The organism is Paenibacillus sp. FSL R5-0744, from assembly GCF_037972555.1.
Lineage (GTDB): Bacteria > Bacillota > Bacilli > Paenibacillales > Paenibacillaceae > Paenibacillus_AQ.
Window position 1 is genome coordinate 4,798,379 of record NZ_CP150228.1, and the last position, 14,096, is coordinate 4,812,474.

A 14,096-nucleotide genomic window follows, 5' to 3' on the forward strand; every position below is an offset into this window, starting at 1 on the left:
CGGATTCTTATCGGTTCTTAAGTAAAGTCATTCATTTCATGCTTATGTTGTACAAGTGTATGCGGACCAGCCTTAGGGTATGTCCTCTCCACACAAAAAGGGACACCGCCTGATGTAAGGCGATATCCCCGAGGCTATTTGAACAATTATGTGTACCTAATGTGTTGAAGATTGGGATGTACTTGGATCGGGTTTAGCAGGTGCTTGTGCTTGTGGTGCTTGTGCTTGTGGTGCTTGTGCTTGTGGTGCTTGTGATGCTTGTGTAGCAGTTGACCCAGCTTGACCTGAAGTACTGCTGCTTTGGAACATGGTCTGGATTTTGTCGATGAGCCCAGGCGTAGCATCGATAATTTTTTCGAACAAATGCGTTTGATTGTCGAGTGGCACAATGTTTACCCCATCTTTACCAACCACTAGAAAAGCGATCGGTCTGATGGAGACACCGCCCCCACTACCGCCACCAAAAGGAAGCATTTTGACACCGCCTTGGGAGCTTGATCCACTTATAGAATCCTCTACTCGATAATCACTACCCCCTGCAGCAAACCCAAAGGCCACCTTACTAATCGGCAGAATAATACTGCCGTCAGGTGTTTGTACTGGATCTCCAACAATCGTATTAACATCTACCATACCCTTGATATTTTCCATCGCTGTTTGCATTAGACCCTGAATAGGATGGTCGCTCATATTGTTTCCTCCTTTAATTGAGTACGATTTCTCTTGCTTCTACAGCGCTTATCATCCCCACATCCACGCATTTGTATGTAACTTTCATTCTAAACTTTGCCCATGAGACTCCCTACGCATCCGTTTTAGTATTTTTCTCCACTTACTGATTCCCCCCGCCTCCCTCAAGACACGAAGAAGAAGCTGCAATGATGCGTATACAGCATAGGAAACGGACAATTTACCCTCACATACGAACTCCATTGAAAAAGAATGCTCATCTTGAAAAACAGGTTTCACAAATACTCGTGGATTGTGTTTCAATTTGACCCTCTGCGAAATAAATCCAACGATGCTCCATTTCAATCCCCAGACGGCTCCTGATACTATAGCAGTGTCTGCCGCATCACCTAGTGAGAAGTCTGTGGACCAGTCGAGCTTTGATATTTTGACATGTGATACAGTTTCCTTGAACCACTTCTTCAATCCACGTGTGGATTTCACTGCTAGCTGTACATTGTCCCGCCAGCGCTCAATTCTTTCTTTATCGAATTGTTCTTCCTTTACAGTGTCAACACCTGTAGTCGCGGTACCCGTCTCTTTAAACTTCCCAAGCACGCCTTGCTCCAATCCCTTAAAGACCAATCGAGGCAGTTCATAGTGGAGTTTGATCAGACCAAAAAGTGTCTTAACATCTAACTCGATCAGATCATTTTTGTCATGTTTATAGCACCGGATGCGGAAATCGATAGATGAAGACAGAACCAGGATCATTGCCAGTACCAGCAATCCGAGGGGTATTCCAAGCCATAACGTCACGTATTTACCTCCAAGAAACCTTAATAATGGGAACCTTTGGTTTAGTATGGCAATTTAATCTGGAAAAAATTCGGGGTTTGGTTAAAAAAAGTGGCTTTACAAAAAAATAGAGACTGCCCATAAACCATATGAATGGTTTATGGGCAGTCCCAGCAATACAAATCATTGCGAAATAACAAAAAAACTATGGTTGCTCAATATCCTCGAACGTCATTTGAGTATCCAGCTTATTGAACAGTAGCTGCGTCTCCTCTTCCAAATTATCAGTGGATTCGAAGTTTGATGGTTCAGGCAGCTCATTCAGACTTGCGAGGCCAAAGCTCTCCAAGAATGATTTAGTAGTCCCATACAAAATTGGGCGTCCTACAGCCTCGGCACGGCCAACCTCATGGATCAAATCCTTATTATTCAGCGTATGAATTGCACGTTCGGATTTCACGCCTCGAATCTCTTCGATCTCCACCCGTGTAATGGGCTGACGATAGGCCACGATCGCCAATGTCTCTAATGCAGCCTGTGACAAGGTTGATCTTGAAGGGGAATAAGCTAATCGCTCGAAATAATGGGCATGCTCAGGCAAGGTAGCCAGCCGATAATTCCCGGCGATTTGGACTACCTGTAACCCCCGCTCCTGCGTTACATAATCCTCTTTCAGTTCTTCTAATGCTCCAGCTGCAAGCTCTGGCCGCTGCTCTGTAATCTCGGCTACTTGCCGTACGGAGATCCCTTCATCACCTGATAGAAACAACAGGCCCTCAATAATCGATTTCAGCGTTTTGTAATCCATTGAAGTGTTCTCCTCCTCTCCACTCCATTACGATGTCCTCAAACAATTTCTCTTGATAGCAAAAAATCGCCTTCATTTTCATCAGTTCCAGAATCGCAAGAAAAGTAACTACGATTTCGTGCCGCGCCATTTCATCGTGAAGCAGTGCTGAGAAATGGAGCCTACCGCCCTTCCCTCTGCGCTGCAGCGCATCCGATACATCACGTATACGATCTTTTACCGATATTTCGTCCCGGGTGATCCGCTGGTAAGATGACCTTCTTGCCGCCTTACTAAGTGCTTTACGGAAAGCAGCTATAAGGTCGGAAGTATGTAGTCCTTTTAGCGTATGGTCAATCTCTTCAGGCACGTATGGACCCAGATCCTCCGGCTCCTTCGTAAAAATCAAGCTCCGCTCGCTCTCCATATCCATTAAATGAACAGCAATACTCTTGAATTTACGATACTCAATCAGTCGCTGAACAAGTTCAGCTCGTGGATCAAATTCATCTTCTTCGTAATATTCAAAATCATCGATCTCAATGACCGGTGGTTTGGGCAGCAATAGCTTGCTCTTTATAGATAATAGGGTTGCGGCCATCACGAGAAATTCACTCGTAATATCCAGTTCAAGCTCCTGCATACTTCGCAGGTATTCCATATACTGTTCGGTGATCTCGGCGACCGGAATGTCCTGGATGTCGATTTCCGCCTTATCAATTAAATGCAAAAGCAGATCCAGCGGACCTTCAAACGTTTCCAGCTTGTACAATACAGTCACGAAGCATCCTCCCGCCAAAAAAAGTAAAGTGCAGCGCCCTAAAGGACGCTACACAAGTAGAAAGGGCTCTATAATCCATGCTTTCTTCTTATACTATAAATAAGCACGAATTCGACTGATTCGTCAATAGCTGTCTTACTTAAACAGTTTGTTAAGATTCGCCATTTCAATCGCAGCAGTCGCAGCATCCCAGCCTTTATTCCCTGCTTTGGTTCCTGAACGCTCAATGGCCTGTTCAATATTCTCAGTAGTTACTACGCCAAAAATCGTCGGCACGCCAGTTTTAAGATTGATCGCAGCTACCCCTTTTGCAACTTCATTACATACATAATCATAGTGCGTTGTAGAGCCACGGATAACAGTTCCTAAAGTGATTACAGCGTCGTATTTACCGCTTTCCGCCATTTTTTGAGCGATTAACGGAATTTCAAACACGCCTGGAACCCAAGCAACATCTACTTCATCATCGTTAGCACCATGGCGTTTAAATGCATCAAGTGCACCTGACAAAAGCTTGCTAGTAATAAATTCATTAAAACGTCCTACTACGACTCCGTATTTTAACCCCTCGGAAACTAAATGTCCTTCTAAATATTTCGGCATATCATTCATCTACCCTTCGTTTTTTATTGTGTGTGATTATACTTTCGAATCCTCATTTTGTTCAATGTCGTCAAAAGACAGCAAATGCCCAAGTTTCGCCTGCTTGGTATGGAGATAATTAGTATTATCTTTATTCTCCGGCATTTGGATTGGCACTCGCTCAACAACTTCCAATCCATAACCTTCCAACCCTTTGATCTTTCGAGGATTGTTCGTTAAGAGACGAATTTGACTTATACCTAGATCCTTCAGAATTTGTGCTCCAATCCCGTAATCACGCAAATCTGCTGGAAAACCAAGCTTTAGATTGGCATCTACAGTATCGAGTCCTTCTTCTTGAAGCTTGTAGGCTTTAAGCTTATTAATAAGACCAATGCCCCTGCCTTCTTGACGCATATAGAGCAATACGCCTCTACCAGCAGCTTCGATCTGCCGAAGCGCTGCTTCAAACTGGGGACCACAATCGCAGCGATGGGAGTGGAATACGTCACCCGTCAAGCATTCGGAATGTACTCGTACTAACACTGGCTCATCACCGGAAATATCGCCCTTCACCAATGCTACATGTTCTTTATCATCCACTTCATTTGTATAGGCGATGGTCTGAAACTCACCGAAATCGGTAGGCAGACGTACAGACACCTCGCGATTGACGAGCTGTTCCTTCTCGTTCCGATAGTGAATGAGGTCTTTGATGCTGATCAACTTAAGATCATGCTTCTTAGCAATCTCAACCAGATCAGGCAACCGGGCCATCGAGCCATCTTCTTTGATGATTTCACAAATCACACTGGCTGGATATGCACCACACATACGGGCTAAATCAACAGCAGCCTCTGTATGTCCGGAACGGCGTAGTACGCCACCTTTTTTCGCAATCAGCGGGAACATATGGCCAGGTCTACGGAAATCAGACGGCTTCGCTTTAGGGTCAATCATGGCCTTTACAGTCAAGGATCTTTCCCCTGCTGATATACCAGTAGTTGTATCTATATGGTCAACCGATACAGTAAAAGCTGTGCCGTGATTATCTGTATTGTGACTGACCATAGCCTGTAGTTCAAGCTCTTCCGCACGCTCAGCGGTAATTGGCATGCAGACCAAACCACGTCCCTCAGTGATCATAAAATTGATGACTTCTGGTGTCGCCCGTTCAGCAAGAGCTATAAAATCCCCTTCATTCTCACGATCTTCATCATCCACCACGATGATGACTTTGCCGCGCATTAAATCATATATCGCTTCTTCAATCGGATCCAAGACACTATCCTTCTTCGATTGTTCGCTCATGATCCTATCCTCCTAATAGCTTTACGAAGGATTATTCCCTTCTTCGTAAGCTTACTCATTATTTAAACAAATCCGTTTGCCGCCAAGAAATCGCGGCTAATCCCGGAACTGCTATCACTTTCTTCATCCTGTGCAGCTGAGCCATAATGAAGAAGATGATCTACATATTTGCCCAGGACATCACACTCAATATTCACACTATCTCCTGCCCGCTTATAAGTTAGCACAGTTTCCCCTAACGTATGCGGAATAATGGATACAGTAAGCGATGAAGCCGTCGTTTTTACTACTGTTAGGCTAATGCCATCAATCGTGATCGACCCTTTAGGGATGATATATTTAAACAGCGATTTACGATCCGGCGCAATCTCATAGACTACTGCATTTTGATCACGTTTTACGCTTTTGATGACAGCAGTGCCATCTACATGTCCCTGAACAATATGACCTCCAAATCGACCACCGGCTGCCATTGCTCGCTCCAGATTCATCCGACTGCCAGGACGTAGCTCCTTCAGATTACTGTTTCGATAGGTCTGAGGCATGACATCCACTGTAAAATAGTTCTCGCCTAAAGTTGTCGCTGTAAGACAGACGCCATTAACCGATACGCTATCACCAATCTTCAAATCATCCATGATGACGGAAGCGGCAATGTTCAGCACCATCATTTCTCCACCGGTAGAGACACTTCTCAGAGTGCCAACTTCTTCGACTAATCCAGTGAACATGCTTTCCCTCCTAGGAGTTTTGTGTGAGTAACACTTCTCCGCTATCTCTCCGAACAAAACTTGCTCCGGAAGCACACGATTAAGTTTTGTAACCATTCACTTTAGCGTACCGGAGTACCGCTGATACATACATTATCTCCGAGCACTTTTACTTCCAATCCCTCCAGAGAAATCGCATCCTTCATTAGCTCTATACCAGGAAATACGAACGTCCCTTTCGCTTCAGCACCACCGCCAACAATCTTTGGAGCGAAAAAGAGAATCACTCGATCAACGAGCCCACTCTCCAGCATCGCACCATTTAGCGTGCCTCCACCTTCAAGTAAAATCGATCCGATTTCCATTTCACCGAGTGTTACCATAGCAGCCTTCAAATCCACCCGTGGTCCTGCTCCGCTAACAATGATTTGCACACCTGCTTGAAGAAGTGCTGCTTTCTTTTCATCATCTGCGGCTTCAGTTGTCACGATGATAGTAGGCGCTAGACCGTCACTTACTACTGCTGAATCCAAAGGAATACGTAGTCCAGAATCAATCACAATCCGTATCGGATGAATACCCGGCACTTCCGTTCTTGTCGTCAGTGAAGGATTATCTGCAATCACTGTGTTCACACCGACCATTATTCCCTGATGCCGATGCCGCAGCGTATGTACGATCTCCCGCGCTTCACCATTTGAAATCCATTTACTGTCACCAGATTTAGTAGCTAGGTTACCATCCAGCGTGCTGGCACTCTTGAGCGTAACAAAAGGCTGTTTTGTTAAAATATACTTGATAAAACGCTCATTCAACCGCAACGCACGTTCACGCAGCAACCCTACTTCTACTTCAATGCCATGCTCACGCAGCATTTGAACGCCGCGACCCGCAACCTGAGGGTTAGGATCTTCACAAGCGACTACCACTCTGGCTACTCCCTCGTCGATCAGCCTTTGGCTGCAGGGCGGAGTCTTGCCATAGTGACTGCATGGTTCCAGTGTTACGTAGGCAGTGCTGCCCTGTGCTTGGCCAGCCGCCATATTCAAGGCATGAACCTCAGCATGACCTGTTCCGCGCTGCAAATGAGTTCCAAGTCCAATCATCGCTCCATTCTTTACAACAACACAGCCAACAACAGGGTTAATTCCTGTCTGTCCTTGGGCCCGTTCTGCCATATCCAGCGCTAACGACATATAAAACTCGTCATTCATATTATCCATCTCGTTCCTCCTATCCACTTACTGTCTATCTGATGCGTAAAAACAGAAAAACCCATCTCATTCTCCAGGAGGAGTAAAGATGGGTTATGCGAGAGTTTATCGGCAGTCCAAATAAAAGTGTGCGTAAATAACCGTCAAACGACGGCAATTGTGAAATATCGCACATAATAAATGAAAACACTGCAGTCCACCTGTCTATTACAGACAAGCGGTTAACCTCTCCTTCTTCCATCCAGACTATACTGTCGGTCCCGGAATTTCACCGGGTCCACCGTTCGCGTCAACAACGCGAGCCGGGTAGCGGACTAAGTGTGGTAGATAAACTTAAAAAATAAGCACTCTACAACAACATCACCGCCGGTAGGGAATTACACCCTGCCCTGAAGGATTGATCCTTTATTTAATTGAGGTTCAAGTTTTCCTTACTAACAAAATTATCACTTACACCTTCGAAATGCAAGTGCGTTTTATATATTTACTTAAAATTTGTAACTTAATTCTGAGAGGTATGGTGATTACTAGAAGAAACGACATGGTTATATATAGCCTGCAAATGTACAGTTAAAACCCATTCCATACATTTACATAACAAAAGAAAAAGCGCCTGGACTGTATCTCCAGGCGCTTTTTCTTTTTCTTTTTCCAATTACAATCCGCGTTCTTGTTGTTTCAACAAATCACGAATTTCCGTTAGCAACACGATATCTTCTGCGGGTGCTGGCGTCTCCACCACTTCAACTTTAACGGCTTCTTTACGCTGGAATTTATTAGCCAATTTAATCACCATAAAGATTGAGAAGGAAATAATAAAGAAATCAACTACCGCCTGCAAAAATTGCCCATAAGGAATAATCAGTTCATTATGCATAACCATAACACTTAGAGCCCGATCCTTCAGATCTATACCACCTGTTATCAAGCCGACAATTGGCGTAATGATGTCAGATACTAATGAAGTCACAATCTTACCAAAAGCTGCTCCGATAACGACAGCAATGGCTAAATCTAGTACATTTCCTTTCAGGGCAAAAGCTTTAAACTCTTTCCACATCTTCCAATTCTCCTCCAACCTATTGAATTTGAAATTATTATAGCATAGCCGCTTCCCAAATCTTAAGGCTTGTTAAGAAACTATTAAGTTTACTTTTTACTTTTACATGCCGCCATTGGGAAGTTCGCCTGTCTCATCTTTGGTATGTGGAAGGCTTTATGATAGCTTTAAGTTTTTCAAAGAGCTAAACAAACTGTTTCCCATCGATCTTCGCCGGCCTTGAAATAAGGATTTCAATCGAGAATATTGTATACTTCTTGTAGTACGGACGGTATAGAGACCTGTATAAAAATTCGAGAAACACAAAAATTCCCGATTATTATGTTATCTGCCAAGGGTCAGGAACTAGATAAAATTACTGGACTCAGTAATACACTCATGGTACACATTCGAAAAATCAGAGAAAAAATTGAAGCTAAGCCGAGTAAACTACTGTATTTAAAGACGGTATAGGGCGTTGGCTACAAACTGGAAAAAGGAGGTTCTTCTAGTTGAACTTTAAAAGATTCGATACCTTATCTTGGAAAATAGTTGGCTTTAGCCTAACGAGTCTAGCTCTTACAGCAGCAATTTTATTGGTCGGCTATTATGGGACATCCCTTTTGCTATGGCTCAATCCTTCTCATTCCTTCTGGGGCGTTAAACTCATCCGCTGGGTGACCAATAACATCGGTTCTACTTCTATAGTGATTCTCATTGGGGTTCCTTTATTTATTTTTTTCATCCTGAAGCTATCCAGAAATACAACAAGCCATCTTCATAACATTTCAAGCGGGGTTCAAGCGATTGCTGACGGCAACTTATCTTTCAAGATACCAGTAACAGGAACGGATGAACTCGGTAAACTCGCGGAAAATATGAACCTCATGGCGGGCAAGCTAAAATCCGCTATAGATGAAGAACGAGCAGCAGCGAAAGCAAAAAACGACCTAATCACTGGTGTATCCCATGATCTTCGAACCCCTCTAATTTCTGTACTGCGATTCCTGGAATATGTGGAGAAGGATCGTTATAAGAACGAGGTTGAGCTGCGTTATTATGTGAATATCGCCTATGAGAAGTCCCTGACTCTTAAAAAGCGAATCGACGATTTATTTGAATATACACGTGTTAGCAGCAACGGGCTTCCCCTTAATATGGAGCCTGTAGATCTCGGCAAGCTGCTCGAACAGCTTGTCGAGGAATTCGCTCCCGTATTGGAGCAAGCGGATATGACCTACCGTATTCATACGGATATGGGCCCTTTGATTATCCATGGTGATGCGGACGAGTTAGTACGATTATACGAGAATCTATTTACCAATGCGGTTAGATACGGTAAAGAAGGTAAGATTCTAGATATTTCCGTTTATAGAAAAGATGACAGTGTGATTGCTACATGCACGAATTATGGTAACCCGATCCCTGCCACGGACCTCCCCCACTTATTCAAGCGATTTTATCGTGTAGATAAGTCACGTTCTAGGGAGACTGGCGGAAGCGGCTTAGGACTCGCGATTGCCAAGAGCATCACAGAGCTCCACGGTGGAACAATTTTAGCCAAAAGCTCACGTAAACAAACCGAATTCGAGACTTCCTTCCCTGCGAGTGAATAGGTTCTAAACACAAACAAAGCACCCGACTATAATCACGCCGGGTGCTTCTTTCAGTTCAATTTCAAATCATACTTATTCACTTACTTTAAGTTCCCTCCACGTCTAAACACACGGTTTAGAATAAAGCCTATGGCTATTAATCCGATACCTGTCATGTAGAGCGACGCAGGGCTACTTTCTCCCGTCTTTGGAAGCTGAGGGGCACTTGAAGTGCTGTTGTTGACTGTACCTTTCGGAACTTCCTCATCAACAATGTCGACTTCACCCAAAGGAACATTTTCATCTGTAATAACTAAATCAGGAGCTCCTACTTCTTCTGATGTCGCGGATTCCAGATCGCTCGTATTCCCAGGGCCAGCAGGTACTGCCGGATCATTGATGATTACTCCTGGCACCTGCGAACTCGTAGGTGTAGGTGTCAACGGACCTCCTGGGGCTCCTGAGGTTGGTGTAGACGCAGGTTCTGATGTCGGCTCTGTTGACGGAGTATCCGTCGGTTCCGATGAAGCTGATGGTGTTGCGGTTGGGACTATAGTTGGTTCTGGCGTTGCAGTAGGCGTAGGCTCAACTGCTTTATGATTCGTAATTACGAGTTGATTCGTTGATGAGGAATGAATGGACACTGGATGCTCTGTAGGATCAAGTACATAGCCACTAGGAGCTGTCGTCTCAATCAATACGTAGTTACCCAACCATAATTTATTGAATGTTGCTGTACCAGCGGAATCTGTGGTTAAGCTATTAATAAATACCCTGTCTGAGCCGTTAAGGCGATAGAGTGCAAAAGTTGCATCTGCCAGCGTCTTCAAGTTGTCCTCTGCATCCAGCTTCTTGATCATCAAGGAACCTCTAACCCCGCTGCCTGATCCTGATCCACTCGACACACCGACGATAATTTCTTTAGAAGAATCTTTGCTTATTTCGATAACATTAAAACCACTGAAACGAACAGTATTAGTAACCTTGTCTCCTGTATTCGCCATAATCAGGGATTGATAGTCGAGAATATAAGGTTTACTAATCTCCTTGCCGAAGCTTAAAGCAAACGACTGCTTGCCGTCTACATCCGTTTTTATTTCTAAGCTGTAATCGATACCCTGAATCAATTCAGGTCCGCTTTTTGTTACATCCCCGTTTTCAGCTACGCTTGTAGGATACAGATGGAATGAATCCTGCAGCAGAATCTGATTAGCGCTAGGAGTATCGTTGATTAACGCATTCTTCACAGTAGACTGACTACGATTAATTTGAATGCTCCAATCGATTTTTTCGCCATTCTGAACACCATTTTTCAAGAGATATTCGTCTCCATAAGGAATCTTTACGGTAGCGTTCAAATCCTTGGATCCCTTTTTTGTTCCATCATAAAGGCTGGCTTTATTATCAATAGAAGTGCCAATGACTTTACCTTCAAGACTTGTATGAAATTCTATATAATAAGCGGATTGAATAGCATCTGTAAAAGAGAGCTTCAGCTCATTATTACCATTAACACTGTAAGTGTATTTGCTACTGTTTACCTCGACACCTTTCGTTGGGTCTCCATTCTTAGCAACATTCATGGTGTATACTTTCAGCGATCCAGGAACCAGGGTTTGACCCGATTTCAAAATATCCACGACTTCTGGCTCTGCAACCGTTTTGCTATTATAATTGACCCCTAATGTCCAAGCTAATTCTTTAGTTGAAGCATTATAAGAACCAAACTTCATACCATTGCTTTTCGCTTCGGTTCTTGGAATAAATAGCCCTTCTGCTTCTGTTGTGCGAGGAATTTCGGACGTGTCTAACCAGTCCATCCTAACCTTGTTATTGAAATTTTCAGTATTAGACCAAATCCAATCCTTATTAAATTCCGTTGTATAGCTAATTGTATAAAGACCAGTAATCTGCGAATTAAAGACAACCTTGAATCCTTTATTAGCCTGAACAGGAGCATTGTAAACCAAACTATATTTGGAAGGATTCAATACATTCCCATTAGAATTTCTAATTACGAGTGATTCCGGAATAAACTTCAGTCCGCCAAACGGGAATGACTCCGTAACTTCAACCTGACCCATTGGATAATTATCACTGTTTAATGTGACTTTCCATCCAACCGTTTTATTCTGATAATCTACGCCTGATAAGTTCTTATACAAAATGGCTGACCGTATTAAGCGTGTAGCTTCTCCAGTATAGGTACTGTCCGTAACTGTATTAGTGATTATAATATCTTCAAACACACGTTTTACAGCTTTGGTCTTATACTCGATTCGATAAGCAGATGTTACATCTTGTTTAAATTGCAAGGTGAACCCTGACTTCTTCACGTCTGAAGCTGCAACTACAGTGTAATCAATATCCTTGGTCAAAAGATTACTCAACGTTGCTGTACCCGCTGAATCCAGTTGCACCGTGTATACTTTTATCGAATTGGCTACTAACGCTTGAGAATCATCAAACAAATCCTTTAGTACAGCATTTCCTTGCGGAATCGTTTTTTTATTATAGTTATATTCGATTGCCCAGGAAATGATTTGATTGCTCCAGTCATATCCGCTAGAGTACTTGTTCAAACTTCCTCCTCGTTCTACTTGAACAGTAGCAGAGGAACTTGCAGGAACTTGCCCATCTCCTGTAAAAGTCGCTGTATTCGTGAAGCTTAGCCGATGCTCATCAGTAATAGCTGTGGAGTATTCAATACGGTAAGCACTCGAAATCGCAGGATCAGTGAAACGAACATTTAACGATCCTCCAATGAACTCTGTAGAATATTTACTGGTATCGAGTAGTGCACCTTGTGTTACCGAACCGTCCAACTGGATACTCAGTTGATACACACTCACAGTAACCGGAGTGCTAAGTGACAAACCTGTTGGTATAGGGTCCGTTAGGACTGCATTTCCAACAGTTTTTAATGATTTATTTATGTCAACAGACCATAGAATATGGTCTGCATTAAAACCCTGAGGAATCCCCCTCTTCTCAATGGTCGATCCTACATTTGGTTTAAAATTCACAGTAACCGTCTGAACACCACCGCTCACCGGAAATAAAATCTGCTGAACAGTACTTCCTGAGATTGTTTGTTTATCAAACTTAGTATTGATCCGAAGCGTTCCTTGCACATCATCATGCGTTTCTATGTAGTCGTTAAAGGTCATTGTTACTTGGTGTGATAACTGCTCAACTGTAAAAGTTCCTACATCTCCATCCTCTGAGACCAACAAGCCGCTAATATCATTAAAAAGCTGAAACTGCTCTGGAAGCTGAAAGGTAAAGGTGTCACCTTGCTTGTACGGATGAGCTTTAGGAAGAGACCACGTATAATCTAATGTTACATTAGCTTCTTGCTCATAGACGCTATCCGTAACCGTCTGCCCGTCTTCACCATATACAGCCATAGAGACACTGGTGATGATATTCCGCTCTTGATCGATTGCCGCTGCTTGTACTTGTGGAGTGAACCCGATGCCATAGGCATATTGCGCTACAAGCATCAGAATAACGATCATCACACTTATTCTTTTTTTTAACATTATCCTAAAGCCTCCAATTCCTTTTCCAATTTAATTTTTCTGTGTTTGTATCCCCTCTTGAAGCGTAATCTCTGCCATTCCTCATGCTCGAATGCTTCTTATGTAATTCCGCGCCCATTGCCCCATCTTATGTTAAAATAATGAAAAGCCATCCTTTTGTGGGTTAGCTGACAGAATTCATACATATATAACCATTTTATGGATGTTTCGAATCAGAAAATATCAAAAATTTACAAAGATGTTTTTTGAAGTGCTTTTCAGGTACGAAGGAGGTTGGTTCCATGCATCTTTCATCTTATTTTGATCGACAGCGTACGGAGGATTTCATTATGTTCTCCCCTTCACATTGGATTGCTCTGTCTATCATTACATTGGTCTGTATACTGTTTTACAGTTTAAGATTCGAGATTCGGACTGATGTGAAACTTCGGCAAAGTGTGCGCTTGCTGCTGATTATTATTCTTTTGTTCTCAGAAACAGGTCTTCAAATATGGTACCTCTCTCAAGGCGTATGGCAATCCAGCAGCTCACTCCCGCTCGAACTATGCGGAATTACTTTACTACTATCCGTTATCATGCTGATCACTCGCAGCCGAGCACTATATTCCTTTCTGTATTTTGCTGGGATTGGTGGAGCATTCATTGCTTTACTCACACCGAATCTGGTCTATCCATTCCCTCATTTCCGATTTCTACTGTTCTTTATAGCACATGGTGGTATTGTTCTCGCTTCACTTTATATGACCTGGATTGAGGGCTATAAGCCCACTTGGAAATCTCTCCTGTTCACCATGCTTGGACTAAACATTGTAGCCGCTTGTGTGTGGATCGCCAATTACATCCTAGGATCTAACTACATGTTCTTATCTCATAAGCCCAGCACTTATTCTGTATTGGATTATTTCGGGCCTTATCCTTATTACCTGCTTGTTGAAGAGTTGTTTGCCTTCATTGTGTTTCTGCTCATGTATTTGGTATTCTTCTGGGTGCCAGAGCAGCGTAAATCGAGACGTAAACGAATAAGCCGGATTCCTTATTAAATAAGAAAAGGCCAGCCTCCGATAA

12 protein-coding genes, 1 pseudogene and 1 riboswitch are annotated in these 14,096 nt (G+C 43.1%); of the genes and pseudogenes, 3 read left to right on the plus strand and 10 right to left on the minus strand.

Translation table 11 applies throughout. The features are described 5' to 3' along the window. Nucleotides 1–156: 156 nt before the first annotated feature. From ytfJ to mscL, 9 genes are all read right to left on the minus strand, one after another. Entirely contained in the window at nucleotides 157–690 is a 534-nt protein-coding gene (ytfJ, locus tag MKY19_RS21270; RefSeq protein ID WP_339797492.1) for a GerW family sporulation protein, read from the minus strand. An 84-nt stretch (nucleotides 691–774) separates the two neighbouring features. Continuing rightward, the gene (locus tag MKY19_RS21275) at nucleotides 775–1,488 is read right to left on the minus strand and encodes a DUF2953 domain-containing protein (protein WP_042190271.1); all 714 of its coding nucleotides are present in this window, start codon (nucleotides 1,486–1,488) and stop codon (nucleotides 775–777) included. Between the two features lie 184 nt (nucleotides 1,489–1,672). After that, entirely contained in the window at nucleotides 1,673–2,275 is a 603-nt protein-coding gene (scpB, locus tag MKY19_RS21280) for an SMC-Scp complex subunit ScpB (protein WP_042190273.1), read from the minus strand. Next, the gene (locus MKY19_RS21285; RefSeq protein ID WP_042190275.1) at nucleotides 2,244–3,035 is read right to left on the minus strand and encodes a segregation/condensation protein A; all 792 of its coding nucleotides are present in this window, start codon (nucleotides 3,033–3,035) and stop codon (nucleotides 2,244–2,246) included. The genes scpB and MKY19_RS21285 overlap by 32 nt, the downstream gene beginning before the upstream one ends. Before the next feature lie 135 nt (nucleotides 3,036–3,170). After that, on the minus strand, nucleotides 3,171–3,638 hold the full coding sequence (gene ribE, locus MKY19_RS21290; RefSeq protein ID WP_042194286.1) for a 6,7-dimethyl-8-ribityllumazine synthase: 468 nt from the start codon (nucleotides 3,636–3,638) through the stop codon (nucleotides 3,171–3,173). A gap of 36 nt (nucleotides 3,639–3,674) precedes the next feature. Next, nucleotides 3,675–4,928 (minus strand): bifunctional 3,4-dihydroxy-2-butanone-4-phosphate synthase/GTP cyclohydrolase II, encoded by a 1,254-nt coding sequence (locus MKY19_RS21295; RefSeq protein ID WP_076284543.1) that lies wholly within the window; start codon nucleotides 4,926–4,928, stop codon nucleotides 3,675–3,677. A 62-nt stretch (nucleotides 4,929–4,990) separates the two neighbouring features. Continuing rightward, the gene (gene ribE / locus MKY19_RS21300) at nucleotides 4,991–5,659 is read right to left on the minus strand and encodes a riboflavin synthase (protein WP_149646793.1); all 669 of its coding nucleotides are present in this window, start codon (nucleotides 5,657–5,659) and stop codon (nucleotides 4,991–4,993) included. A 101-nt stretch (nucleotides 5,660–5,760) separates the two neighbouring features. Next, complete coding sequence (gene ribD, locus MKY19_RS21305) at nucleotides 5,761–6,861, minus strand: bifunctional diaminohydroxyphosphoribosylaminopyrimidine deaminase/5-amino-6-(5-phosphoribosylamino)uracil reductase RibD (RefSeq protein WP_042190282.1); 1,101 nt, start codon at nucleotides 6,859–6,861, stop codon at nucleotides 5,761–5,763. Between the two features lie 216 nt (nucleotides 6,862–7,077). Continuing rightward, nucleotides 7,078–7,253, minus strand: a riboswitch (FMN riboswitch). Between the two features lie 254 nt (nucleotides 7,254–7,507). Beyond that, the gene (mscL, locus tag MKY19_RS21310) at nucleotides 7,508–7,912 is read right to left on the minus strand and encodes a large-conductance mechanosensitive channel protein MscL (protein ID WP_076284542.1); all 405 of its coding nucleotides are present in this window, start codon (nucleotides 7,910–7,912) and stop codon (nucleotides 7,508–7,510) included. A 267-nt stretch (nucleotides 7,913–8,179) separates the two neighbouring features. On the opposite strand from mscL, the pseudogene MKY19_RS21315 reads away from it, so the two are divergent. Both MKY19_RS21315 and MKY19_RS21320 read left to right on the plus strand, forming a co-directional pair. Next, nucleotides 8,180–8,365: pseudogene (locus tag MKY19_RS21315) on the plus strand (hypothetical protein); the annotation flags it as partial. A 38-nt stretch (nucleotides 8,366–8,403) separates the two neighbouring features. Beyond that, nucleotides 8,404–9,507 (plus strand): HAMP domain-containing sensor histidine kinase, encoded by a 1,104-nt coding sequence (locus MKY19_RS21320; protein WP_339797498.1) that lies wholly within the window; start codon nucleotides 8,404–8,406, stop codon nucleotides 9,505–9,507. Between the two features lie 80 nt (nucleotides 9,508–9,587). Here MKY19_RS21320 and MKY19_RS21325 read toward each other — a convergent pair whose 3' ends face one another. Then, a complete protein-coding gene (locus MKY19_RS21325; protein WP_339797501.1) occupies nucleotides 9,588–13,031 on the minus strand; it encodes a collagen binding domain-containing protein in 3,444 nt (1,147 codons plus the stop codon). Nucleotides 13,032–13,312: 281 nt separating this feature from the next. Here MKY19_RS21325 and MKY19_RS21330 point away from each other — a divergent pair, with 281 nt between their 5' ends. After that, nucleotides 13,313–14,071: a TIGR02206 family membrane protein gene (locus MKY19_RS21330; RefSeq protein WP_339797504.1), complete on the plus strand. Its 759-nt coding sequence runs from the start codon at nucleotides 13,313–13,315 to the stop codon at nucleotides 14,069–14,071. Nucleotides 14,072–14,096 lie beyond the last annotated feature (25 nt).

Bases quoted from the DNA above. Each gene is read 5' to 3' on its own strand.
- ytfJ (WP_339797492.1), bottom strand. From the start codon at position 690: ATGAGCGACCATCCTATTCAGGGTCTAATGCAAACAGCGATGGAAAAT.
- MKY19_RS21295 (WP_076284543.1), bottom strand. From the start codon at position 4,928: ATGAGCGAACAATCGAAGAAGGATAGTGTCTTGGATCCGATTGAAGAA.
- mscL (WP_076284542.1), bottom strand. From the start codon at position 7,912: ATGTGGAAAGAGTTTAAAGCTTTTGCCCTGAAAGGAAATGTACTAGAT.
- ribE (WP_042194286.1), bottom strand. From the start codon at position 3,638: ATGCCGAAATATTTAGAAGGACATTTAGTTTCCGAGGGGTTAAAATAC.
- ribD (WP_042190282.1), bottom strand. From the start codon at position 6,861: ATGGATAATATGAATGACGAGTTTTATATGTCGTTAGCGCTGGATATG.
- ribE (WP_149646793.1), bottom strand. From the start codon at position 5,659: ATGTTCACTGGATTAGTCGAAGAAGTTGGCACTCTGAGAAGTGTCTCT.
- MKY19_RS21330 (WP_339797504.1), top strand. From the start codon at position 13,313: ATGCATCTTTCATCTTATTTTGATCGACAGCGTACGGAGGATTTCATT.
- MKY19_RS21325 (WP_339797501.1), bottom strand. From the start codon at position 13,031: ATGTTAAAAAAAAGAATAAGTGTGATGATCGTTATTCTGATGCTTGTA.
- scpB (WP_042190273.1), bottom strand. From the start codon at position 2,275: ATGGATTACAAAACGCTGAAATCGATTATTGAGGGCCTGTTGTTTCTA.